This is a genomic window from Gluconobacter sp. Dm-62, assembly GCF_018256155.1.
Taxonomy (GTDB): Bacteria; Pseudomonadota; Alphaproteobacteria; order Acetobacterales; family Acetobacteraceae; genus Gluconobacter.
Genome location: NZ_JAERLY010000001.1, coordinates 245920 through 270385 on the forward strand (window position 1 = coordinate 245920; position 24466 = coordinate 270385).

Annotated in this window: 20 protein-coding genes; 8 read left to right on the top strand and 12 right to left on the bottom strand. The window is 56.8% G+C overall.

All coding sequences use genetic code 11. From position 1 onward, the window contains the following. Positions 1 to 3 precede the first annotated feature (3 nt). Together JK202_RS00955 and JK202_RS00960 are read right to left on the bottom strand one after the other, a co-directional pair. The gene (locus JK202_RS00955) at positions 4 to 990 is read right to left on the bottom strand and encodes an ABC transporter substrate-binding protein (RefSeq protein ID WP_249199539.1); all 987 of its coding nucleotides are present in this window, start codon (positions 988 to 990) and stop codon (positions 4 to 6) included. Continuing rightward, a complete protein-coding gene (locus JK202_RS00960; protein WP_211557440.1) occupies positions 959 to 3832 on the bottom strand; it encodes a TonB-dependent receptor domain-containing protein in 2874 nt (957 codons plus the stop codon). The genes JK202_RS00955 and JK202_RS00960 overlap by 32 nt, the downstream gene beginning before the upstream one ends. A gap of 300 nt (positions 3833 to 4132) precedes the next feature. Here JK202_RS00960 and JK202_RS00965 point away from each other — a divergent pair, with 300 nt between their 5' ends. Beyond that, on the top strand, positions 4133 to 5398 hold the full coding sequence (locus JK202_RS00965; RefSeq protein ID WP_211557169.1) for a hydantoinase/carbamoylase family amidase: 1266 nt from the start codon (positions 4133 to 4135) through the stop codon (positions 5396 to 5398). Between the two features lie 9 nt (positions 5399 to 5407). Further along, positions 5408 to 6334: a polysaccharide deacetylase family protein gene (locus tag JK202_RS00970; RefSeq protein WP_211557171.1), complete on the top strand. Its 927-nt coding sequence runs from the start codon at positions 5408 to 5410 to the stop codon at positions 6332 to 6334. Between the two features lie 30 nt (positions 6335 to 6364). Here JK202_RS00970 and JK202_RS00975 read toward each other — a convergent pair whose 3' ends face one another. Further along, entirely contained in the window at positions 6365 to 7336 is a 972-nt protein-coding gene (locus JK202_RS00975; RefSeq protein ID WP_211557175.1) for a D-2-hydroxyacid dehydrogenase, read from the bottom strand. A 101-nt stretch (positions 7337 to 7437) separates the two neighbouring features. Between JK202_RS00975 and JK202_RS00980 the strand changes: the two genes are divergently transcribed. After that, complete coding sequence (locus tag JK202_RS00980; protein WP_249199494.1) at positions 7438 to 8376, top strand: LysR family transcriptional regulator; 939 nt, start codon at positions 7438 to 7440, stop codon at positions 8374 to 8376. A gap of 12 nt (positions 8377 to 8388) precedes the next feature. Here the strand turns inward: JK202_RS00980 and JK202_RS00985 are convergent, their stop codons facing one another. The 3 genes from JK202_RS00985 to JK202_RS00995 all read right to left on the bottom strand — a co-directional run bounded on the left by JK202_RS00985 (position 8389) and on the right by JK202_RS00995 (position 13029). Further along, positions 8389 to 9711, bottom strand: coding sequence for a dihydroorotase (locus JK202_RS00985; protein WP_211557444.1), 1323 nt, complete (start codon positions 9709 to 9711; stop codon positions 8389 to 8391). 11 nt (positions 9712 to 9722) lie between these two features. Further along, positions 9723 to 10478, bottom strand: a complete 756-nt coding sequence (locus tag JK202_RS00990) for a class II aldolase/adducin family protein (RefSeq protein ID WP_211557177.1) — start codon at positions 10476 to 10478, stop codon at positions 9723 to 9725. Positions 10479 to 10575: 97 nt separating this feature from the next. Further along, positions 10576 to 13029, bottom strand: coding sequence for a TonB-dependent receptor (locus JK202_RS00995; RefSeq protein ID WP_211557179.1), 2454 nt, complete (start codon positions 13027 to 13029; stop codon positions 10576 to 10578). A gap of 425 nt (positions 13030 to 13454) precedes the next feature. Between JK202_RS00995 and JK202_RS01000 the strand changes: the two genes are divergently transcribed. From JK202_RS01000 to JK202_RS01020, 5 genes are all read left to right on the top strand, one after another. Beyond that, a complete protein-coding gene (locus tag JK202_RS01000) occupies positions 13455 to 15056 on the top strand; it encodes an amidohydrolase family protein (protein ID WP_211557181.1) in 1602 nt (533 codons plus the stop codon). A 72-nt stretch (positions 15057 to 15128) separates the two neighbouring features. Next, entirely contained in the window at positions 15129 to 15896 is a 768-nt protein-coding gene (locus tag JK202_RS01005; protein WP_211557182.1) for an ABC transporter substrate-binding protein, read from the top strand. 5 nt (positions 15897 to 15901) lie between these two features. Further along, positions 15902 to 16561 (top strand): amino acid ABC transporter permease, encoded by a 660-nt coding sequence (locus JK202_RS01010; RefSeq protein WP_211557183.1) that lies wholly within the window; start codon positions 15902 to 15904, stop codon positions 16559 to 16561. 1 nt (position 16562) lies between these two features. After that, positions 16563 to 17303 (top strand): amino acid ABC transporter ATP-binding protein, encoded by a 741-nt coding sequence (locus JK202_RS01015; RefSeq protein WP_211557184.1) that lies wholly within the window; start codon positions 16563 to 16565, stop codon positions 17301 to 17303. Further along, positions 17300 to 18403: a mandelate racemase/muconate lactonizing enzyme family protein gene (locus tag JK202_RS01020; protein WP_211557186.1), complete on the top strand. Its 1104-nt coding sequence runs from the start codon at positions 17300 to 17302 to the stop codon at positions 18401 to 18403. Before JK202_RS01015 ends, JK202_RS01020 begins: the two co-directional genes overlap by 4 nt. Before the next feature lie 62 nt (positions 18404 to 18465). On the opposite strand, the gene JK202_RS01025 is transcribed toward JK202_RS01020, so the two are convergent. The 6 genes from JK202_RS01025 to JK202_RS01050 form a co-directional block, all read right to left on the bottom strand. After that, positions 18466 to 19179 (bottom strand): amino acid racemase, encoded by a 714-nt coding sequence (locus JK202_RS01025; RefSeq protein ID WP_211557188.1) that lies wholly within the window; start codon positions 19177 to 19179, stop codon positions 18466 to 18468. Beyond that, complete coding sequence (locus JK202_RS01030) at positions 19163 to 19843, bottom strand: aspartate/glutamate racemase family protein (RefSeq protein WP_211557190.1); 681 nt, start codon at positions 19841 to 19843, stop codon at positions 19163 to 19165. The genes JK202_RS01025 and JK202_RS01030 overlap by 17 nt, the downstream gene beginning before the upstream one ends. A 36-nt stretch (positions 19844 to 19879) precedes the next feature. Beyond that, on the bottom strand, positions 19880 to 20821 hold the full coding sequence (locus JK202_RS01035) for an N-carbamoyl-D-amino-acid hydrolase (RefSeq protein ID WP_211557191.1): 942 nt from the start codon (positions 20819 to 20821) through the stop codon (positions 19880 to 19882). Positions 20822 to 20950: 129 nt separating this feature from the next. After that, positions 20951 to 22561 (bottom strand): ABC transporter ATP-binding protein, encoded by a 1611-nt coding sequence (locus JK202_RS01040; RefSeq protein WP_211557192.1) that lies wholly within the window; start codon positions 22559 to 22561, stop codon positions 20951 to 20953. Then, positions 22558 to 23418, bottom strand: coding sequence for an ABC transporter permease (locus JK202_RS01045; RefSeq protein WP_249199495.1), 861 nt, complete (start codon positions 23416 to 23418; stop codon positions 22558 to 22560). The genes JK202_RS01040 and JK202_RS01045 overlap by 4 nt, the downstream gene beginning before the upstream one ends. A 2-nt stretch (positions 23419 to 23420) precedes the next feature. Then, positions 23421 to 24464: an ABC transporter permease gene (locus JK202_RS01050; RefSeq protein ID WP_211557193.1), complete on the bottom strand. Its 1044-nt coding sequence runs from the start codon at positions 24462 to 24464 to the stop codon at positions 23421 to 23423. Positions 24465 to 24466 lie beyond the last annotated feature (2 nt).

Here is a 24466-nt window from a genome sequence, read left to right on the forward strand (position 1 = left end):
CGGTCAGTGACATTGAACAGAATGGGGCGCAGGGTCGTAACCGGAAAAACCCGGTGGCCCGAAACCCGGATAAATGGTCATCAGCGGATTGTCCTTCGAAGGAGGCGCGCCGTACCATTTTTTATAAAGGCGCCCCAGAGCGCCTTCCTGTTTCAGGCACTCGATTGCCATTTCTGTCCGGTTCCGCAACTCTACATCGTCCTTGCGAAACGCATATCCAAAATTACGTCCGTCGAAATCCTTGTATCCAACTTCGATAAGAGGATTTCGACTGGCCGCATAAACGGTTGTTGGAATTTCATTCAGTGCTGTAAAGGCGCGGCCCGTCATGACAGCCAGAACCGAGTCAGGAAAAGTCTCATATCGCTGGACCGAAAACCCGTAGCGATCATGGTTCACTGTTGCCCAGGTATCGGAGAGTGTTCCACGGTTCACAGCGAGAACCTTGCCTCTCAGATCCGCCAGTCCTGAGATTTTCTGCCCTTTAAGAACAATAAATCCGTTGCCCGTGGCAAAAATCGGCTCACTGAACAGCAATCTTTCGCTACGATCCTGAGTAATGTTCAGTGGATTGACCATGATGTCGATCCGTGACGAAAACAACGCCGGAAACAATCCAGAGAAATTAATATCTTCGACATCGACCGACCGGTATCCCATCTTCCGTGCAACCATGTTGATGAGATCAATCCCGAAGCCTTCCGGCCCATTCGGACCACGGATGACCCAAGGCGCCACGCCGAAATCAGAACCCACCATCAGCGTGTCCTGAGCAGGGGCGGCCTCACACGTTACTCCTGAAAAGAGCATGCATGCCATGGGCAGAAAAGCGCAGAGAGACCTCCGCAAACGCATGGCATCAGACCCTTTCAAAAACCACATCCAGAATTCGGACCCCAGAATGTTCTGAAAACGGCACAACCCATTTCCAGAACACGCTTTGATTAAGTTACGCTTTTTAGAAATGAGCTCCTGCCTGAAGCCAGACATATCGGCCAATCATTTCTTCAGCGTACAAACCGCTGGCAGTGTTGTAAACGCCGGTCGGAACATATGGAGGCGCCTTGTTGAACATATTGTTCACGCCACCGTCCAGGTGCCATTTGCCGAAATTGTACCCGACAGAGATGTCATGCGACGTGATAGGGCTCACATGGGAGACAGAGTTGGTCTTGGCGGTCAGATCAGTCGAACCATTGTTGAGCTTCATACCACCTGTGAAGTTCATCATGTATGTCAGGCTGAAGTTCCCGTGATACCAGTTGGCGGAGAAGTAGTCCTTGACGCGCGGGAAGCCATAACCAGCGGAATAGATCATCCGGCCGTTATAGTTCAGCCATGCACCACCCGGGCTGTTCTGCTGCAGATAGCTCACCGTTTCCTGCATGTTATTGGCGATCACAACGGTATCATTCATCGATATGTGAATCGGATAACTCACATCAAAGTCGATACCACCAGTCTTTACCCCGCCCAGATTCTGGTAAACTGAGGAAACCTGCGTAATCTGGCCGGAAGAACTCCGCGGGGCAATATTGCTGCAATAAGAGTTGTTCAGACCCTCATAACACTGATCGAGAATATACTGCGGGTTTACGGTATTGATCGTATTCTTGATTGTGTAGTGCCAGTATTCAACAGAGACATTCAGACCGGGAGCAAAGCGCGGCGTGATGACTGTGCCAAAAGTATAGGTACGCCCCTGTTCCGGCCGAAGGGCCTTGTTGCCGCCCGACAGGACCGGGAGCTGCCCCGACCAGGCTGAGGTGAACTTGTTGGCGTTCACGCCCGCCTTTGCGCAATTCGCAACCACCGCCGCCTTGAGACCACCATAGGTGCTCGCCTGTGAGCAGGGATCAATCGCAGAAGTCAGCGCCAGCGTGTTGCCGCCATAGAGTTCATAGATACTCGGCTGGCGATAGGACGTTCCCAGCGTCGCACGGAAGCGAATATCGCGTGTAGGCGCCCAGTTGATGCTGGTCTTCCAGTTCTGCGTATCGCCAAAAGTATTGTACGAGGACCAGCGCCCCTGTGCACCTACTGTCAGGTCTTTGGCGAAAGGAGCATTCTGAAGCAGCGGCACACGAAGTTCGCCATAGACTTCATTCGCGTTGAAGCCACCGCCCGTCGCAGCAGAGCTTTCACCCGCAATCTGTCCGGCAGCAATCAGCGGATCGGGACTGAAACTTCCCTGCTCGCTGCGATGTTCCATGCCAAACGCAAGGCCAATATTACCACCGTTCTGGTAAGGCAGTTTTACGAGCTTGTTGTTGTTGATCCGAAGATTAAAGTCTCTCAACTGATAGTTGGCATGACTATGCTGTGTATAGCTGATGTATTTGGCCGCCTGACCGGACCACGGCATGAAGGGGTTGGCAAGCTGGCAGCCGGCAGCGCTGTTACAAACGGATGGGTTATAGACCACGGCGCTGGACGAACTGGATGGATTGAGCTGCTCTACGCCCAGTTCCTGAAGAAGATGCGCGTAATTGATGTCGTTGGTGGTCTGGAAGGATGACTGGCTTGACCCATAGGCCATGGACGCGTCGTAATTCCAGTTTCCAATGATCTGTCCGCGTGCACCGGAGGTAACCTGATAGGTATCCACGGCTGTGCTCAGCTCACGTGGCCCAAGCTCCGGAAAGCGTTTATAAAGGCCGACATCCTTGCCCCAGACATTATACGGATTTCCTGCCGGAAGGGTCAGAGAGCTCAGCAGCTCGGACTGCGGATTACCACTGCCCGGTACGCCCAGTCCGGTAATGCCCGATGTTGTACGGTGGGCATAATTGACCTGACTATACAGCGTCATATGACGGTTGATGTCGTAGTGGAAATCACCACTCAGATTGGCAGACTGCGTATAGCCCACCATTGTCTGATCCATGCCGTAATTATAATTATCCGACGAATTGTACGGGGAGAACGTACCGTTATTATTGCTGATCAGGTTCATCCCGCTTGGATCGACGCGCGTGCGGGATGTAATAGCTGATCCGAAGATGGCCGCAGCCCCCGGAGCAGGGTTGTTGCTGGAAGGATTGCGGGACCAGGCGCGGTCGCGCTGATACGTCCCGCCCTGCGTCATATACTGGCCGAAGATCGAAATATTACCGCGGTCGTGGTCGAAGTTGAACCCTTTATGCGCAGAAATACGACCCGTGCGGTCATCACCAACATCCGTGATACCACCGCGCATCGAAATCGCCGCATCGTTCACATCATGTTTGAGCTTGATGTTGACGACGCCCGATACAGCATCCGCACCATACAGTTCCGAACCACCGTCCTTGAGAATTTCCACTGAGGCAATCTGATCCGTAGCGATGGCATTCAGATCAACGCAGGCTGTGGAGGTGCCCATTGTCTGGACCTGACGCTTGCCGTCCACCAGGACCAGTACGCGGGACTGCCCAAGATTTCGCAAATCAACGCAGGACAGGCCGTTTCCGGCAATGGACTTTGCGTTTGAACTTCCGGTGGATCCGATGGATGGCAGCCGGAGGAGATAATCCCCGATTGTCGTCGCAGATGTCTTCTGGATATCAGTGGCCTTGATGATCTGGACCGGGTTGGGATCCGCATTGCGACCCGCACCGAGAAAAGAGCCGGTGACGACAATATTCTCGGGCGCCGCGGCCTTCTGCTTCTGTGCCGCCTGCACAACCTGCGTCTTTTTCTTCGCTGGGGCCGCAGGCGGTGTCACACCTTTCGTGGCGATGACCTTCTTCTTTTTGAGGGCATCCACGGTTGTGGTCGCAGCAATAGAGATATCAGGATGCAGTTCGACAGCTGTCGAGCAGATGGCCACACCCAGGAAGAGATACTTCATTCTACTCACGTTTCGATCTCCTTAAGCGCGCGCTCAAAAACGGAACGGCAGATTGTCGTCAGGGCGGGTATCGGTTCCAGATCGCCTGAAGAGCACCCTTTCGTCTCCATGAAGCATAACGGACAAGCACTTCAGACTTCTGAACACGAAAAATCACTCCTCAGAACTACACCATATTGATTCCGGAACGTTATTCGTTTTCCTTGTTTAAGAATATAGTTTATCTATCTTTTCGGGAGAGATTCACCGCTATAGAACATTGTAGGACCATTACGAAATCCAGGAAGGCCGCCGGTCCCCATGAAGCCTGCACATACATTCCTTGAAGATATTTTCGACAAACTCGCTTCCGTCGCGCCAGATGTGCGAGGCGTTTGCCGGGATACCTATGGCAAAGGCGAGCAGGCCGCCCATGATCTGCTGAAGTCAGTCGCGAAAGAGCTGTCCCTGGACATCGCCACGGACGCCGGTGCCAATCTTTATATGACGCTACCCGGCAGGGAACCCGGCCTGCCCGTCGTCATGACCGGCTCACACATGGATTCCGTGCCTGCTGGCGGCAATTTCGATGGGGCGACAGGTGTCATTGCAGCCTTGGAAATCGCGCGGCGGTGGCGTCAGGACGGCTATGTCCCTGATCGATCTCTGGTCATCATGGCAATCCGGGCGGAAGAAAGCGCCTGGTTTCCGGTTTCCTACATCGGGAGCAAAGCCGCTTTCAACCTTCTCAGTGCCAGCGATCTGGAAGCAAAACGCCACGATAATGGCAGCCTTCTCAAAGACGGCATCAGAAGTTCGGGCGGTGACCCGCAAGCCCTTCTGCACGGTCAGCCATTCCTGAAAGCGGCGGATATCCACGCTTTTCTGGAACTCCATATCGAGCAGGGCCCCTGCCTCCTTGAGCAAAGCGATACCGTCATCGGTGTTGTGACAGGTATCTGTGGCAGCACACGCTACCGCTATGCCAGACTTCACGGCACCTATGCACATTCAGGCGCCACTCCCCGGCTGTTCCGTCAGGATGCCGTAGTTGCCCTGTCCGATCTCGTGACCCGGGCACAGGCCATGTGGGCCGAGCAGGAGGCAGAGGGACATCTTTTCACCCTGACTTTCGGGATCTTCTCTACCGACGCTGATCTGGCAAGTTTTTGCAAGATTTCCGGCGATGTTGCTTTCTCCATCGACATCCGTTCCACGTCTTCCGACACCCTTCAGGTCATCGAGACGAAGCTGAAAGAGCTGTGTCTCGACGTGGAAAGACAGTATGGCGTGAGTTTCGAATTCGGTCCGCATTCAGGCTCCAAGCCCGCGATCATGGATAAAACGATTCAGAACGAAATGCTTGAGGCCGCGGCGGGTCTTAGCGTGGGCGCACAGGCGATGCCCAGCGGGGCCGGTCATGACACCGCAATTTTTGCCAATCAGGGAATCCGTTGTGGCATGCTGTTCGTGCGCAATCAGAATGGAAGTCACTGTCCCGAAGAGTTTCTGGATATGGCCGACCTGCGCAAGGCGATTGATGTCTTTGACGTTGTCCTGAAGCAGGAAACATCTCTCTCACTCTGATCGATTTTCATGAAAGAACATCTCATGTTTGGCCCGTCTGACCGCGATTTCGTTGGCTATGCCCGCAATGTGCCCGTGATGCAGTGGCCGGACGGCAGCCGGATCGCCGTTTCCTTCGTCATCAATATCGAGGAAGGCTCTGAGCAGTCTGTCACCGATGGCGATCCAGCAGGTGAATCCCTTGGCGAGGTCGCCCGCTCTCCTGCGCCAGGAGAGCGGGACCTGGCTATGGAAGCGACTTATGAATATGGGGGCCGCGCTGGCCTGTGGCGTGTTCTGAACCTCTTTGACCGCCACGATATGCCGGTCTCTCTCTACGCCTGCTCAGTCGCTGTCGAGCGCAATCCGGACCTTGCGGACTATCTTTCGGGGCCGATCTCTCATGAAATCGTCTGTCACGGATACCGTTGGGAGGACGTAACCCGGCTCGGAGCCGAGCAGGAACGGGAGCATATCCGGCTTGCCATCGAATCCCTGCAGAAAACCACTGGGAAAACGCCTGCTGGCTGGTACTGCCGATATGCGCCCAGCATCCACACGCGCCGCCTGCTGATCGAGCATGGCGGCTTCGAATATGATTGTGATTCCTACGCTGACGACCTGCCATTTACAGTCAATGTCGATGGGCGGGAGTGGTGCGTCGTCCCACATGCCTTCGATACGAACGACATCAAGTTCTGGCGGGGCGGCCTCTCCACAAGCAATGATTTTTTCGAGTATCTGAAAGATTCTTTCGACGTGCTCTACAGGGAGGGCGAAACACATCCAAAAATGATGACGATCAGCCTGCACACCCGGATTATCGGCCGTCCGGGGCGCTTTGCCGCTCTGGAAAAGTTTGTCGACTACATCCGCACGAAAGAAAAAGTATGGGTTTCCACCCGCGGACAGATCGCGTCGGCTTACCGGCAGTCGGTGAGAGAGGATCGGGCCTGAGCCCGGTCCTCTCTCAGCCAGCTTTGATGCTCAGACGACCCTGTTGATCAGGGGTTCATCCGCCTCAAATCTGCGAATATTTTCCAGCAGAAGCCCGGCAACATTGGGAGCATATTTCTCACTGTCGCCGGCATTATGTGGTGTTACAACAACGTTGGACATATCCCACAGGGGGCTCTCCTTCGGCAGGGGCTCAGTCTCGAACGTATCAAGCGCCGCCCCTCCGATCAGCCCCTGATCCAGAGCCGAAATCAGATCCTTTTCGCGAACTACGCGCCCCCGTGCCACGTTCACAAGCCAGGCAGAGGGCTTCATGCGCTCAAGAAATGCCATATCCACCAGCCCTTCGGTCTGTGGCGTCAGCGGGCAGCTCAGAACAACAAAATCAAGCTCCGGAACCAGTGTATCGAGATCACTGTAAAGCGCGGTTTCAACACCGTCCTGTCCATCGCCTTTCTCAGGCAGGCTACGGCGGACAGCCGTCACTTTCATCCCGAGCAGGCGGCACAGCTCACCGATCGTGCTTCCGATTTTCCCATAGCCAATAATACCGACGTGCTTTCCTTTGAGCTCCTGTTGCCGGTTTGGAGAGCCATGCCGGGGGGGATTCCAGTGATGGTTTTTCTGATCGTCGCGAGCCAAATATAACCGCCGGGAGATGTTCAGCAGAAAAGCCAGCGTATGCTCTGCGACCGTGCGGGAATTGGTCCCTCCCGCCGTGCAGAGCGGAATTTTCCGTTCCTTCAGGCGTGCCATAGGAAAGTGATCCACACCCGCACTGATGGACTGGATCATCTTCAGATTTGGCGCCATGTCCAGAAATTCATCACGCCACATCATGGAAATGCAGAGGACTTCCGTCTTCGCCAGCAGAGGCCGCAACATCTCTTCCGTAAAAGCATGTGGTGACGTCATGACCGACGCATCAGGGGGCAGCGCTCCGGTAATGTCGTAAATCGGATGGGCCGAAACGAGGGCGGGTCGGTCTTTGATCCAGAGCATCAGGGCATCCTGTCAGGCTGTAATCTCCAGTGATCGAAGCTGGATACATCATGATATAAACCTCCTGAATGTTCCGCTAGCGCCTTATTTCTGAAATCGATATGATGATTCAGACAGAGACTATTCATGGTGATTATTCAGTGAACCTGCGGCAGCTTGAAATTCTTCGCGCCATCGTACGCTACAACACCACGGTCGCTGCCGGCCATGCTCTCGGTCTGTCCCAGCCTGCTGTCAGTAATGCCCTCAAGGTGATGGAGGAGCAGGTCGGTTTTGCGCTTTTTCAGCGTGTTAATAACCGTATCTTTCCGACCCCCGAGACGAAGATCCTTCTGTCAGAAGCAGAATCCATCTTCGATACCCACAAAAGGCTGGAAAGCCGCATCAAGGACATGCGCGATAACAAGGCCGGACAGCTCCGCCTTATTGCCACGCCTCCTGTTGGTTATGGTGTTCTGGCACGTGCCATCCGCGAAATGCAGATCCGTCGCCCGCGTGTTCGAACATTCTTTGATACCCGTCGGTATGAAGAGGTTCTGGAAAGTATCGAGACCCATCAGGCTGAACTCGGCTTCATCCTTGGTTTTGCGGAGCGTCCCGGCATCTCGTCCGAGGTTCTGTATGAAGGAGAGATGGTCTGTGTGATGCTTCCTGAGCATCCCCTCGCCGCCTGCGAAACCGTTTCGCCGGAAGATCTGCACCAGCACCGGTTGATCGCCCTGGAACAGGAAACCAAACTCGGCGCTGCACTACACCGGGCCTATGCTGAAATGGGCGTAGAGCTGAATTTCGCTGTGGAAGTCCGGTATGGCCTGACCGCCTGTGTGCTTGCTGATCAGGGGGTCGGGGTGGCCGTGGTCGATCCGCTTACCGCAAGCTCTATAGGACGTTTCCGGCTTATCCAGCGTCCTTTCCGGCCATCCATTCCGGTGGCAGCCTCGGCTGTCTGGGCGGAAAACCGCTCCCTTACGCGCCTGGCCAAGACATTCCTTGGCGAGATGCGGCGCCTCCTCGACCCTCAGGCCGAGAAGAACCGCTGAACGAAGCGTTATTCAGGCTTCGGAAAAGGACGCACACTGTCCTGTTGCAGCCCCAAGAACCTCATCATCGCGCATGACAATATTCCCGCGCACAACAGTCATGACCGGCCATCCGGTGCATTCATGCCCGTCAAACGGTGTCCAACCGCAGGGAGAGACGATCCAGCCCGTTGTGATCGTCCGCTGCGCTGCCATATCCACAATCGTGAAGTCGGCATCATACCCGGGCATGATGTGGCCTTTATTGCGCAATCCGTAGACACGCGCCGGCCCGGCCGACATAAGCTGAACCATCTGCTCCAGCGGCAAACGGCCAGCTGAAACATGATCCAGCATAACCGGAACCAGCGTCTGCACACCCGTCAGTCCCGCAGCAGTCAATGGCCAGGGCTGCATCTTCGCTTCAAGCGGATGGGGAGCATGATCCGAACCAATGCAGTCCACCCGCCCTTCCCGAACGGCTTTCCAGATGGCGTCATGATGAAACTGGTCACGGATCGGCGGATTCATGACAGCAAGACCACCCAGCCGATCATAGATTTCCGGTCCGACATGCGTCAGATGATTGACCAGGATTTCGGTCGTCACGAGATGACGGTAAGCCTTGAGATATTCCAGTTCCTCCGCTGTCGAAACATGCAGGATGTGAATTGGACGCTCTGTTTTGACGGCAAGCGCAGTCAGGCGCCGGGTCCCTAAAAACGCACACTCCACATCATGCCATTCTGCATGAAGCCGATGCGGTTCGCCTTCTTCATACATCGCGCGGCGTTTCTGAAGCCGGTCGTGATCTTCAGAATGAAAGCAGATGCGCCGACGACCATGACGCATGATGCGCTCCACGCTCTCGTCGTCGTCCACAAGCATGTCGCCCTTGGATGAGCCCAGAAACAGCTTGATGGCACAGACCGCATCATGCGTCTCAAGTGTTTCAAGCTCAAGCGCATTGCGTTTGGTGGCACCGATATACAGTCCGACATCGCACCAGATCTGCCCGTCCATGGACGCGATTTTCTTCGTGAGTGTCGGAAGGTCCGTTACTGGTTCCGCTGTATTGGGCATGTCGAACAGGGTAGTGATTCCTCCCAAAACCGCTCCCCGTGTTCCATCACTGAAATTCTCGACCGCAGGGTTTCCTGGGTCCCTCAGATGAACATGAGGATCGATCAGTCCTGGAAGAACCATGAGATTCCGGCAGTCCACCTCCTGGTCTGCCGTGGCCGTCCGCAAATCGCCTATCGTACTGATCCGGCCATCTCTACACCCGATATCCGCGACATAACGGCCTTGAGGCGTGACGACTGTCCCGCCCCGCAACACCAGATCGTAATGCATCTTCTGACCCTTCAAAGCAGGTAGCTGGTATCCTGCCTGTCGATCATACGCAGACATGCATCCCAGCCCATCTTTTCAATATGGAGCTGTTTGGGCGTTACAGCCTGTCGGCCCATCCGGTTCTGGATGTCCAGCGGCGGCGTCACCAGCTTCGGGTTGCCCGCAAGTGCCGCGACCTGGATTTCGCAGGCCCTTTCCAGGTTGTAGATCCGGTTCAGAGCCTCAGCCGCATTCTCTCCAACGGCGATCAGTCCGTGATTGCGCAGGATCAGAACCTTGTTATCGGCCAGATCGGCCACAAGACGGCCCCGCTCTTCATGCGACAGCACGAAACCCTCGAATTCATGATACCCGACAGCCCCATCGAACATCATGGCCTGCTGGCTGATGGGTAGCAGGCCATGCTTCTGGGCAGAGACCGCAGCACCAGCGCGCGTATGCGTATGGATCACAAAGCCGATGTCAGGCATCGCTTCGTGAATTGCGCTGTGAATATTGCAGCCTGCATCATTGATGTCCGCATCCTGATAATCAGGAAACGGCACGCCGGCTTCATCAATTTCGATCAGGTTGGACGCCGTGACTTCATCGAACAGCAGGTTATACCGGTTGATCAGCAGAGCGCCGTCGCGATCCTTGATCCGGGCGGAGGCATGGGTGTGGATCAGGTCCGTCATCCGGAAATGGGCAAGAATACGGAAGATCGCTGCCAGTTCCTGCCGTACGGAAAGGCCTGTGGACGTAGAGGGCGCGGCGTTCTGTGTCATGGTCATGTTCCTGTTGTCTGTAACGACAGGATATCGGTCTCGCTTCAGAATGAAATCGATATCCTGCGTGTTATGAGGAAAAGAGTTTCTCCCCTGCTTAAAGCGCAGCAGAGAAAGAGAACATCGCCGTGAAACCAGCCCCGATGATATAAAGCGGGGCAGAGCCAGCGATTGTCGATCCATTCATTGCGCGGGCAGATTTGGCATTGAACTGCGTGCTGTAGATACCGGCAAGGTAATGGTTGTTCGTCAGGTTAACGAGATTGAGCTGGATCTTGGGTGCCTTGACCGGACCGATCTTCGGCAGACGATAGCCCAGCGTCATGTCAACAGTCTTGAAGCCAGGAAGCTTCTCGTCGTTCATGAACGTTGAATACTGGCTCGACGCATAGTGCATCTGGATATTACCAAAAATCCGACTGTCGTTATAGTTTACGCCAAGATTGGCAGTCCATGTCGGCGAACCTGTGGCTGTATTACCGGCCGTCCGGAGGTAGGTCCCCTGGGTCGGAATATTGTTGTCAATTGTCGCATGTAGGTATTCACCTGATGCGAAGATGGAGAAATGGTGAAATGGCGTGGTTCCTACCGAGACATCCGCGCCCCGGCTTGTCTGGCCGCCAGCGTTCACATATTGCGTGACCAGCCCTGCATTCTGAACAACAACGGTCTGAACCTGACGGTTCGTGAAATTGTAGTTGAAAAGCGTCAGCTGGGCGTTGATCAGCTTGCCATTATAGCGATAGCCAAGCTCTTCGATGATCGAGGTCTCGATCTTCTGATCGCGGGACGCACGGCCGGTAATCTTACCCGTGCTGGCGCTTACGGAATCCGCGATCTGGCTCGGGTCCGGAACGCGGGAGTTTACGCCCGCATCCATGAAGATTTCATGCTCGTCGTTGAAATCATAACGTGCGCCAAGGCTCGGCATCGGCGCCGTCTGATTGTTGTTGATGTTATAGCTCACACCCGGAATACGGTTGAAATTCTGCGCCCGATAGAACAGGTACTTGAAGCCGGCTTCGATCGAAAGACGATGGTTCAGATAGGACGCGCGATCTCCAAGAAAGATCTGGTTCGTTTGAATACGGTTCAGCACATCCGAGAAATTATAGAGCTTTCCATTGGGCAGATAGACAGCCGAGGCCTTGCTTCCCCAAAGGCTTTTGGGGCTTCCCGAACTATCCAGATAGTTGAACTGGCCAGCCTGCGACTGCTCAGTGAAGCCATACCAGTCTCCGAAGACCAGACGGTGATGGTCACCGATCTTCCACTCCAGCTTGGCATTGATGCCCGAGCGCATGAACAGTGCTGGGGAATTGGAATACAGCAGTGCCGAGTTGGCCGTAGAGCCGTTTCCTGTCTCAAGCTGAAGCCCCGAGATCTTCTGCGTCCCCTGATAGGCCGAAGAGGCAGACAGGTTCATCGCACCCGGAATGGCAGCCTCTGCCCAGTAGAGATATGGATCAACATCCAGCGCAAGGTTATGCGTCAGCACCAGGTGCTGATTGAGCGTCGCGAACATGCCCTGATAGACATTCTGGTGCAGCTTGTAATAGTTGGTGTCACCAGGCGTGAACGAGCTCGTATAGTTGTAGTTCTTGCCGTAGGTATTCCACGCAGACATGCTTGGCGGACGCTCGAGCTGGAAGTTGAGCTTGGTCCATTCCACTGCAAGAGTGGTCTGATGACCGCCCTGCCAGTCTTTGATGAACTTGGCATCCACATGCTCACGCCAGTTATGACCCGGACCGCGCCAGTCATCACCAACAAAATTGGAGTAGGATACAAAACCGCGTACCCCTGTATTTCCAATATCGCCTGTATCGATACGACCATAGACCTGCCGGGTATTATGGGCACCGTAGGTCACATTGGTCGATGCACCCAACTTGTGGTCCGGGTTGTGCAGAGCCATGCGAATGGTACCCGCTGCACCATTGGAACCCGGCAGATCGAAGCTGGTTGATCCGGGGCTGAGGCGGACTTCCTCGAGGTTCAACGCATCCACCGCTTCCTGCGGATAGAACGTGCCGTCATTGGTGATCGGAGAATTCTCGTACAGCCAGATGATCTCATTGTTGTTCAGACCGCGGACCGTGATGTTTCCCGGCTCGATCCCATAAGGATCCTGCGTCGCCACAACCGCTCCCGGCTGCATCGCCATAAGCTGCTCAGGGTTGGCTGTAGCCGGCTGCGTCTCAATGAAAGCGCGGGTCGTTGCTACGGAAGAGCGGATATCCTTGGTCATGGACAACAGGCCCCCGCCGCTCTGGCGGCGGGTGTGCACGGCAATCGCTTCGATATCTCCCTTGGCGTCCACGCTTTTCGGAGCCTTATGCACGCCCTTGGACTGACCCGGCTTTCCCGCTTTCGCCTGAGGCTGAAGGCTGGAAGCCGAAGCCGAAGCCGAAGCCGAAGCCGAAGCCGAAGCCGAAGCCGAAGCAGCATGCCTGCTTTTGGTGTCCGCTCCATACGCCACGGCGCCAGCCCCGTAAATCAGGCCCGTCGTAGACAGAAGCAGTATTCGTGCAGCTGACCAGTGTCCCATCGCTCTGCTCCCTTTACCATGATGATCGCGTCTTTTACTGTGGCTGTCTCTCTCCCGGGAGCAGATGCCCTGCAGCAATATTAAGCAACGCGAAAATGTTTCCGTTTCGTGATGATATAAGCATCCGAATATTTGGGGCGGCAACAAATTGGTTATTAGGAGATTAGCGGGGCTATATCGTCTCGTGATAGATAGCTCGCAAACGGGATGAAAATATGATGAAAAAGGAATTGGTTTCAGCTATTTAGGATTATTCGTACTGACATTCCCTCTTTTGAACCCTAGAGGTTTTAGTCGGATTCAGCTTTCATTAGGGTAATTTTTGGCAAGCGGGAGAGGGATTCTCTGTAATCGGTTCGGATTCGAATCCATATCAGTGAATGGTATTCGTTCTTTCGTTACAAACATGTGCTGGCATGACAGACATGGCTGCTGAGGTATCCTGCCCACCCGGGCACCGGCTTTGCGGAACACAGATTGATATGGAGCGCGACATGTTGCTTGTGAGGGGTGGCCACGTCATCATCGATACCGGAACGATCCTGAAGGATGCGGCGGTCTGTATCGAAGGCGAGACGGTCAAGGAATTCGGTTCATGGTCCGAGATGCAGGCGAAATATCCTGCTGCTGATGTCATCGGTGATGGAACGTCGCTTGTCATGCCGGGCCTGATCGACGCCCATTCACATGGTCGTGGCCTGTCACCCATCCAGAAAGGCGTACTCTACGACTACCTCGAGAATGCTTTTCTCGACTGGTCGGCCATGGTCTATCTGCCGAACGACCTGTGTTCCGCCCTTTCAGCGGTGCGTCACCTGCGTGGCGGCTGCACGACGATCCATCACACGGGATGGAACGACGAAGGCCCCAAGGCGCTCGAACAGGCCCGTCAGGCCATCAACAGCTATCGCGAAACCGGTATCCGTCTGGCCTATTCGCCAGCAGTTCGTGACCGCAACCGCTTCTGCATTGATGAAGGGGACTTCCTGAAGACCCTGCCGGCGGAACTGCATGATTTCGTTCTGCCTATGACGCGCTATGATGCCCGCGCAATTGCAGACGGCTATCTCGATCTGTTCGAGACCCTGCACCGCGAGGAAGACACCCCCATGAGCCGGGTTCTCCACGGACCTTCATGGGCGCATGGCTCCACGGACGAGTTCTTCACCCGCATCCGCGACAGCGCCAATTCCCACGGCGGCACTCCGATCCATATCCATACACTCCAGACGCCCCATCAGCGCGCCTGGAGCATCAAGACCTTCGGATGCTCCCTCGTGGAACATCTGGACCGCATCGGCCTGCTGGGACCCAACACCACGCTCGGCCATGCCGTCTGGCTGTCGGAGAAAGACATCGACCTCATCGCAGAGCGCGGTGCCAGCACGACGCATCATGGTTCCTGCAACCTGCATGTCCGCAACGGCATTTCCCCGGTCTGGTACATGATGCGCAAGGGCATCAACGTCGCTCTCGGCATCGACGACAAGTCCTTGAACGATGATGATGACGTGCTGATGGAACTGCGGATGTCGGCCATGCTTTCGCGTGTTCCCGGCTTCGATCTGGCGGAGATGCCTCCCCTGACATCAGGCCAGATCCTGTCCATGGGAACGACAAACGCCGCACGGACACTGGGTTTCGAGCAGAGCCACGGGACCCTTCAGGTCGGCGCAACCGCTGACCTCGCCGTCATGGAGACGGGTTCCATGCTTCACGATCCCTGGACTTCGGAAAATCTCTCCATCCCCGATCTGCTGCTGTGGCGCGGAAAGGGACAGGATGTCCGCGATGTCGTTGTCAACGGCCGCATTGTGATCCGTGACCGCAAGTTCCAGACCATCGATGTCGAGGGGCTGTACAGCGAGATCCGCAGCTACGTGAAGCATCACGAAACAAAGGCCGCAACGCCCGAGCGTGTCTCTGCCCTCGCCAAGCTGCGTCCCTACTTCCATGACTGGCACCGCAAAATGCTGGATCACCTCGATATTTCGGAACCGTTCTATCTCGTCAACGGGCGCCGCTGAACCACGATACGCCCGGTTCAAGGGGGCACTGCCCGCAGTGCTCCCCAGTCCTTATCATCGCTGAGGAAAATCATGATGCATCGTCGCTCCCTGCTGACCGGAATGCTCACCCTTGCCGGAACATCCCTGATCGGGAGAGCCCACGCATCAACTCTGGACAGTGTGCGCCAGCAGGGCTTCATGCGCATTGCGACAACAGGCGCCAATGCGCCCTACAGTTTTCTGGACGCCGATGGGACCCTGACAGGCTTCGATATCGAGTGGTCACGGCTGATCTGCAAAGGCCTGGGGATCGAACCTCGGTTTTCTTACCTGTCTTGGAGCGGGATCCTCCCCGGCCTGATGGCTGGCCAGTATGACGCCGCCATGAGCGCCGTGCGCGTCACTCCCGAGCGCAAGGCCAGCTTCGTTTTTTCAGAACCTTACTGCACCGATTCCGCTGCGGTGATCGTACGGGCTGACAACACCACCATTCACGAAGTCGAAGATCTGCACGGACTGACCATTGGCGTCGCATCCGGCAGCATCCTTGAAGACGTGGCCCATGATCAGGCCAAGCCCGGCACGTTACGGTCCTATCCGGGCCTGCCCGACATCATCATGGATGTCATGTCCGGTCGTCTGGACGCCGGGATCGTCGGACGTGGCGGCGCGCAATATGCCATCAAACAGCAGCAGGTGCCCCTCAAGCTCGTCGGACGTGAAATTGATCCCCATCCTCTGGCGATGATCCTGCCATCCGGCTCGGAAACACTTGCTGCGGCAGTCTCGGAACAGATCCGTGCGAGACAGGCAGACGGGCAGGCCAAATCCCTGTCCGATCACTGGTTTGGAGCCTGAAATCCGTGGTGAACTGGCATTTCGTCGCTCATATCATGCCGCGCCTTCTCCGGGCCTGCGGCGTCACGCTCGAAATCAGCGTTGCCGCTCTGGTCATGGCCACCTGTCTCGGGCTGTGTATTGCGCTCGCGCGCCTGTCTTCGGTGCGCGCCGTCTCGCTTCTGGCCTGGGGATATGTGTGGATTCTGCGGGGCACACCTCTGCTGCTTCAGCTCTTCGCGGCCTATTACGCGGTCCCCCAGAGCGGCTTTCGGCTTGATCCATGGAGCGCAGGCATTCTGACGCTCGGCCTCAATTCCGCAGCCTATTTCTCCGAAATTTTCCGCGCCGCCATCCAGTCCGTTCCGTCAGGACAGGCCGAAGCGGCGGCCGCGGTTGGCCTCGCGCCTTTCCAGATCATGCGCCGCATCGTTCTGCCACAGGCGCTCAAACCTGCATTGCCCCCCTATGTGGGACAGGCCATCACACTCATCAAGAATTCGTCGCTTGTGTCCGTCATTGCCGTGCCGGATCTGATGCTGACCGCCCAGAGCATCTATTCCGTAACGTTCAAGGTGACGGAAGTAATGGTTGCAACCGGCATTCTCTATCTGGCGATCACCACGGTTCTCCAGATCGCACAGGCGTGGATCGAACGCCGCCTCAGCTATTACACGGTGCGCTGATATGACCGTCGTTTCCTTTCAGAACGTCTCCAAATCCTTTGGAGACCGCCAGGTCCTTACGGACATCACCTTTGATGTCCCGCAGGGGCAGGTTGTCTCCCTGATCGGGCCGTCCGGTGCCGGGAAATCCACCCTGCTCCGCTGCGTCAACCAGCTGGATCGCCATACCTCAGGCAGCATTTCCGTTGCCGGTCAGCAGATCTCGCCTTCCTGTCGCCAGCGCGATCTCATCCAACTGCGCCGGCATGTCGGAATGGTCTTCCAATCCTTCAATCTGTGGCCTCACCTCTCCGCAATTGGCAATGTGATGGAAGGCCCAGTGACTGTCCTCGGCAAGCCACGCGCACAGGCACGTGAGCAGGCTGCGGCACTGCTGGAGCAGGTCGGTCTTTCCGCCCATGCCGACAAATATCCGGGCCAGCTTTCTGGCGGACAGCAGCAGCGCGTGGCCATCGCCCGCGCCCTCGCCATGCAGCCCAAGGTCATGCTGTTCGACGAAGCCACAAGCGCGCTTGATCCCGAAATGGTGCAGGAAGTGCTCGGCGTCATGGAAAAACTGGCCGAGAGCGGCATGACCATGCTGGTCGTCACACATGAAATGGCCTTCGCACGCCGTATCGGCCATCGCGTCCTTTTCATGGTGGATGGGCAGATCGTGGAAGACGAAAAGCCAGAGGCCTTCTTCACCGCACCTGCCACCGAACGTGGACGCACCTTTCTTTCAAGGGCCCTGCCAGCATGAGCCGCATCGAAGCCGTAGACGGACTGGCCTTCCGCCTTCCTTCAACCCTGACCGGCCAGCCACGGGACGAGGAATGCTTCCTTCTGCGCATCGTCACCGAAGACGGTCTGACGGGATGGGGTGAAGCCCATGGCAGTCCCTTCCTGTCCCGTGCCGTGGTAAACGCACCCAAAACCCACGTCACCGCGCAGGGGCTGCGCTGCATCCTGCTCGGTGCCGATGCATCCGATATTCCGGCCCTGCGCCGCCAGATGGAAAAGGACACCCAGTGGATCGGTCGTGACGGTGTGGTCATGCAGGCGATCGCCGCGGCCGAACTGGCACTGTGGGATCTGGCCGGGCAACGCGCGGGCCTCCCCGTCAGCCGGCTGCTTTCTCCCGAAGCCCGGACATCCATTCCCTGCTACGCGAGCGACAAGGTTGCCGCCACGCCAGAAGGCACGGCACTGCGCATCCGTGCCGAACGTGAGGCCGGCTTCCGCGCCCACAAACTGGGCTGGCCGCCTTTCGGCGCCAGCGAGGAAAGCGACGTCGCCTTCCTTCAGGCCGCACGGTATATCGCCCCGGACGCAACATTGATGGTGGATGCCGCACAGGCTTTCACGCTGGACGAAGCCCTTTCCCGCGCCCGGGCCTTCGAGCCTTTCAGTCTTGCCTGGATCGAGGAACCCCTCAACCGCGACGATCTGGACGGTCAGAAGGCCCTGCACGAACAAAGCGTCGTCCCGATCGCATCTGGGGAAGGCGAGTGCGGTATCATCGGCCTGAGACGGATTGCACCTCTGGTGGACATCCTGCAGCCGGATATCACACGCTGTGGCCTGCTCGCAGCCTGCGAAATTGCCCCACAGGTCCCGCAGGTCTGCAGCCATTCCTTCACGACACCGCTGAACATCGCCATGCATGCCCACTGGCTGGCAGCGATGCCCAATGCGCTGTTTCTGGAATGGCCCATGTCCAAGGCGGCGCTCTGGGCTCCCTACTTCCAGGGGAACCTCGCTCCCGCAAACGGCGAGGTTGTTCTTCCACAGTCCCCGGGCTGGGGCATCCGTCCGGATCTGGACGCGCTGGCGTCTTTCGTCATGCCTGCCGAAGGTTAAACGCATAAAGGGAGGGTGCGAAGCTCCCTCCCTTTTGCAGGCTTATTCTACAACAAAAAAAATCAGTCTTGTCTGGCGTATCGAATACAGGCCTGTGCCAGCGCGCGTGTTGAATCAACATACGGTAGGATATCGCTGATCGCATCGCGCAGCAGGGGCAGTTCTGTGCAACCCAGAATAACCGCATCTGCCCCGCCTGCCTTCAGCCGTCGGCTTACTTCCCGGACCGGTGCAATCGCTGCAGGCGTGTTTCCACCTTTTACAAGACGGATCACCTCGTTGATGAGAGCCTGCTCTTCCGGCTCAGGAATCAGGCATGCAAAACCTGCCTTTTCAAGGCGCTGGCGGTAAAAACCTGACATGATGGTCCCGGCGGTCGCCATAAGAGCAACATTCCGCACACTGCTTCCGGCATGTTGCAGCTGACAGAGATCCTCACAAACAGCATCCGCAATGTGAAGAACCGGGATATTCAGTGCGGCAGCGATATCGGGATGGAAATGATGCGCCGTGTTACAGGGAATGACGAGTGCCGTAGCCCCCGCTTTCTGAAGCCGCAGGGCATGATCCTGCAACATCGGTAACGGAGAGGGCGCCGTAGCATCCAGAATGGACGTGCTGCGATCCGGTATGACGGGGTCGGAGAAGATCAGAAGCGGAATATGGTCCTGGTCCACTCTGGCAGACGTATTGGCGATAACCTGCCCCATGAAATCCGCCGTTGCTGCCGGCCCCATACCTCCCAGAACGCCAATCAGCTTAACAGGCTGGCTCACGACGCTGCCCCTGCCTGAGAATGATCCGACCGATGGCTGCACATACGGCGGACCCCACCGGATCAATGACGCGTACGCCCAGACGCTCTTCCAGAGGCTGCCGGAAATGGGACATGCTGGCACATCCCGTCACGACAATATCGGCTCCTCGCGCCACGAGCTCCTGCCCCGCTTCTACCATACGGTTCAGAAGTTCAGGCGAAGTCGCCTCGACTGCGTTCGACGAGATTCCCTGACTTCCTACATACCGCCCGGCCACACCCATCATACGGATCTTGCGGCGCTGGCGGTACGTGGAAAGGATCGATAAAGAAATGATACCGAACTGATCTGCCTCTGTCAGAGCCTGAAGGATCGCGTTTTCGCCACATCCGAGAATAATTTTCCCGGGAAATGTCTCACGAACTCCATCAAGTCCAGGATCACTGAAACAGGCGATGACATAAGCATCCGCGTCATTCTCTGCGATAATCCTGCGGACCATGGGTGCAATATCATCGGCATCCCGCTGATACGACACTCCAGCAGGAGCTCCGGGTGTACCGCAGACATCGATTGCGACCGGAGACAGAGCACGGAAATGAGCAAGTTCCCGGTCGATCGCAGCTGTGACCAACTCCGAGGAATTCGGATTGATGACCAGTATTCTCGTTGTGTTCATCATGAAAGATCCCCGCTGACAGGTTAGGACAATCGCGCCTTATTTGCGGATGATGGCACCAACCTGCTCGGTAATGGGGGCATACCATTGCGGACGGCGATGCGCTTCGAAGTTGAACATCTTGGACTTACCCTGCAGGCACTGATCCATGTCGCAGTCTGCAACGACGATTTCATCTGCGAGGGTTTTCGTTTCCGCAACAATCTGTCCGTCCGGATCAACGATACATGACCCGCCGATCAGTCCAGACCCGTCCTCGTTACCGGCCTTGGCAACCGCCACACTCCAGCACGCATTCATGTAGGAATTGGACTGCGCGACGAGTTGGGCATGGAACGTCCGCAGTGCTGCACTTTCGGTGTCGCCGCCATTGGGATCGTAAGCTGCCGAGTTGTAGCCGACACAGAGCAGTTCCATACCCTGCAACGCCAGACATCGCCAGGCTTCCGGCCAGCGGCGGTCATTGCAGATCAGCATGCCGACAATGGCATTCTTAAGCTCCGGACCGGAATGCACGACCGGGAAGCCCATATCCCCATATTCGAAATAGCGCTTCTCAAGCTGCTGATAGAGCGCACCGGGACGCGGCTCGACCGAACCAGGGAGATGGATCTTGCGATATTTTCCCATGATCTGCCCTTCCGGGCCGACCAGAACAGACGTGTTGAAGCGCTGCCCTTCCGGAGTCAGTTCAGCGTATCCAAGATAGAACGAAACTCCGAGTTCACGTGCCCGGTCGAAAAGCGGCTGAACATTGGGGTTCGGCATCGACTTTTCGAAATAATCTTCCAGTTCCTGTCCTTCCAGAAGCCAGCGCGGAAAAAATGTCGTCAGCGCCAGTTCCGGAAAAACCACCAGCTCTGCGCCCTGCTCAGCGGACTGTTCCAGAAGCGTTATGAGCCGGGCGAGTGTATCAGCCCGTGAGTCCGTACGCTGGGTGGGCCCCATCTGGGCTGCAGCAATTCTGATAATGCGGCTCATTGTGTTCTCGAAGCTGTATTGGAGGAAATAGGTACTGTGTCTATTTTTTACCTGTCTCGACGTTATGGAAATTCCGTAATCGAATCAATTAAAGGCCTATAATAATTGGGTGGCCTCTATTTGAATTGCTTATACGGAACCCTCTGGATGAAAATGTGGAATGGCCTCCAGAAGCTGTGCCGTGTAGTCACTTTGGGGCGCACGGAAGATATCCTCACATCGTCCAGCCTCCACAATCTGCCCTTTGCGCAGAATGATCGCGTGGTCGCACAACATGCGCACGACATGCAGATCATGACTGACGAACAGGTAGGACATGCCACGTTCGCGACGCAGCCGTTCCAGAAGCGCCAGAACTTCGGCCTGCACCAGAACATCCAGTGCAGCCGTGGGTTCATCAAGTATCAGCAGGTCCGGCGAAACGATGATCGCCCGGGCAATCCCCACACGCGCGCACTGACCACCCGACATCTGGTGCGGGTAACGCTCCAGCATGTCTTCTGACAGCCCGACAGATCGCGCAGTCTGCACGACGAGCTCTGCAAGCGCATCCCCTTCAGGAACCGGCCCCATCCGCAGCAGTGGATCAACAATGGACCGGAATGCCGTGTAACGCGGATTGAGGCTGCCTGCCGCATCCTGAAAAACGAACTGGATCTGCCGACGCTGTGGCGCCCGATAGAAGTCCTCCGCCGGAACCGTACTGATGGGCGTTCCATTGAACAGGATTTCACCTCCGTCCGCATCCACCAGACGACTGACAAGACGGGAAATCGTGCTCTTTCCCGAACCGGACTCTCCAATCAGTCCAAGACATTCTCCCTGACGGATGGAAAAGGACACATCATCCACGGCCCGGAACCCGTTCTGGTATTCCTTCACCAGATTTCGCACTTCAAGCAATAGCGCAGGAGCACTGTCCTGCCGGGCAGCCGCATCCGTCGGTACTTCCAGAAGAGATGTTGCATTGGGACATGCCGCAACCAGCCGGCGCGTATAGTCGTTGCGTGGGTTGCGGAAGAGCGTTTCGGGCGTCCCGCGCTCTACGATTTCACCATGCCGCATGACCGCGACATCATCGCAGTACTGCGCCGCCATCCCCAGATCATGCGTCACGAGAATCATGCCCATGTCCTGCTCGCGCGTCAGACGCAAAAGCAGATCCATCGCCGATTTCTGCGTCAGAACGTCCAGACCCGTCGTCGGCTCATCCGCAATGATCAGATCCGGCGAACACGCCACTGCCATGGCAATGACGATGCGCTGACACAGACCACCTGAAAGCTGATGTGGATACGCATTCAGACAACGCGTCACATCCGTGATGCTCACCTGATGCATCAGTTCCACAAGCCGCTTTTGCAGTGCCGCACGGTCCAGTCTGCGGTGAGCCCGGATCACGTCCGCAAGCTGGTCCCGCACCCGCCGCGTCGGATTGAGCGCCGCACGCGGGTTCTGGAATACCATCGCAATGCCCGCCCCGCGCAGACTGCGTGGAACGTGGTGCGTAATCTCCTGTCCCCGGAACCGGATCGTTCCTTCCGTAACAACTGCCTGTTTCGGCAGCAGCCCCATTGCGGTCAGCCCCGTTACGGACTTTCCCGAACCGCTTTCCCCCACAAGCGCGAGCACCTTACCGCGCTCAACGGACAGGGAAATTCCGTGCAGGACTTCCCTTCTGCTCCGGTCGGACGTGAAGCTGACACGCAGATCGTCGATCGTCAGAAGCGGTTCGGTCATGAGCGTGTCCTCGGATCGAGCAGGTCCCGCAGGCCGTCACCCAGCAGGTTGAAGCACAGGATGGTCACCATCAGCATTCCGCCTGGAAAGACGACCAGCCACCACCGCCCCGAAGACATGAAATGCGCTCCATTGGCGACCATCACCCCCCATTCGGGCGTCGGTACCGGGATCCCCAGCCCCAGAAAGGACAGCCCGGCGGCATTGAGAATAGCCCATCCCAGATTGAGGGAAGCCTGCACGACAATGGTCGGCAAAATGTTGGGCAGCAGGAACATTAGCACGATGCGCGTGGGCGACGTTCCGCTGACATGCGCCGCCTCGACCCAGCCCAGATTGCGCCGCGCCGCAACCTCACTTCGGGCGATCCGGATATAGAACGGGAAATTAATGATGGCCGTCGCATAGATCAGATTGGCGATCGAGTTCCCCAGAACCGCCACAAGCGCCATGGCCATGACGAACAGTGGAAACGCCGTCAGCACATCCACAATACGTCCCGTCACACGGTCCAGCCAGCCGCCCTGATATCCACAGAAACACCCGACCGTCACACCCGCCACAAGCGAGATCGTCACGGCTGAGACGGCAATCGACAGGTCGAGGCGCGCCGCCGCAAGGATCCGGCTGAACACATCACGCCCCAGTTCGTCCGTCCCGAACCAGTGCTGCCCGTCAGGCGCAACAAGTGCATGCGGCACATCGGAGGCAAGCGGGTCATATGGCGAGATTACCGGAGCAAGTGCCGCCAGAAGGACGATGATCGAAAGGCCAGCGATCGCAAGCGCCGTCACCGGCTGCTGACGGATAAAACGTCCGACCCCGAAACGCTTTGATCGCATTGTGAAATTCGTCATGGTCATTCCACACTCACCCGCGGGTCCAGCACACCCAGCAGCAGGTCAATCACCAGATTTACCAGAATGAACAGGCACGCCATCAGCAGGATGAATCCCTGCACCGGCGCATAATCGGATGAAACGAGCGCATCGAGCGCATAGGACGCCACTCCCGGCCAGGAGAAAATCTTCTCAACCAGCACATTCGCCCCCATCATGGTCGAAAATACGATCCCCACCGTCGTCAGGACCGGCATCAGCGCATTGCGCAGCGTGTAGACGATCATGATACGCCAGGTCGGAAGCCCCATGGCCCGTGCCGTCCGGATGTAATCCGCTCCCAACACCGAAATGACCGCTGCCCGTGTCATGCGAGTCAGAGGCGCGATCACGAACAGCGCCATCGTCATGGCCGGCAGAACAAGCTGACCGGCAGCCTCGTGCCATGCTGTCCAGTCTCCCGCCAACGCACTATCGATCAGGAGGAGGCCCGTCAGGCGTGGAGGCTGGGGAAGAAAGATGTTGATCCGGCCTGTGGGATCGGGGGCCACACCCAGCCAGTAATAGAAGACGTAGACCAGCAGGATACCCGAGACGAACGGCGGAATGCAGAAGCAGGCCGAGCAGAAAGCGCGGACGAACTGGTCGTATTTTGACCCGGACCACCAGGCCGCCGTCAGACCCAGCGGCAGGGAAATCAGCAGACTGAAAGCCAGTGCGGTCAGGGTCAGTTCCAGCGAGGCTGGCAGGCGTTCGTGCATATCCTGTGCCACGGACTGGCCAGTCGTCAGGGAGCGGCCGAGATCACCCGTCGCAAGATTCTCGAGATAGTGCAGGAGCTGGACAGGCATGGGCGCGTCCAGCCCCATCTTGTGGCGCAGTTCCTGGATTTCGGCCTGTCCGGCATTGGGGCCGGAAGCAAAATAGACGGCCGGATCCCCGGGAAGCACCCGCATCATGATGAAAGTAAAGAGAATGACGCAGAAGAGCGCGGGAAGTGCCGCGCCCAGACGCAGTCCGATCCGGCGGACCAAAGGCGGGAGGAGATGTTTTTCCGCGGACATGG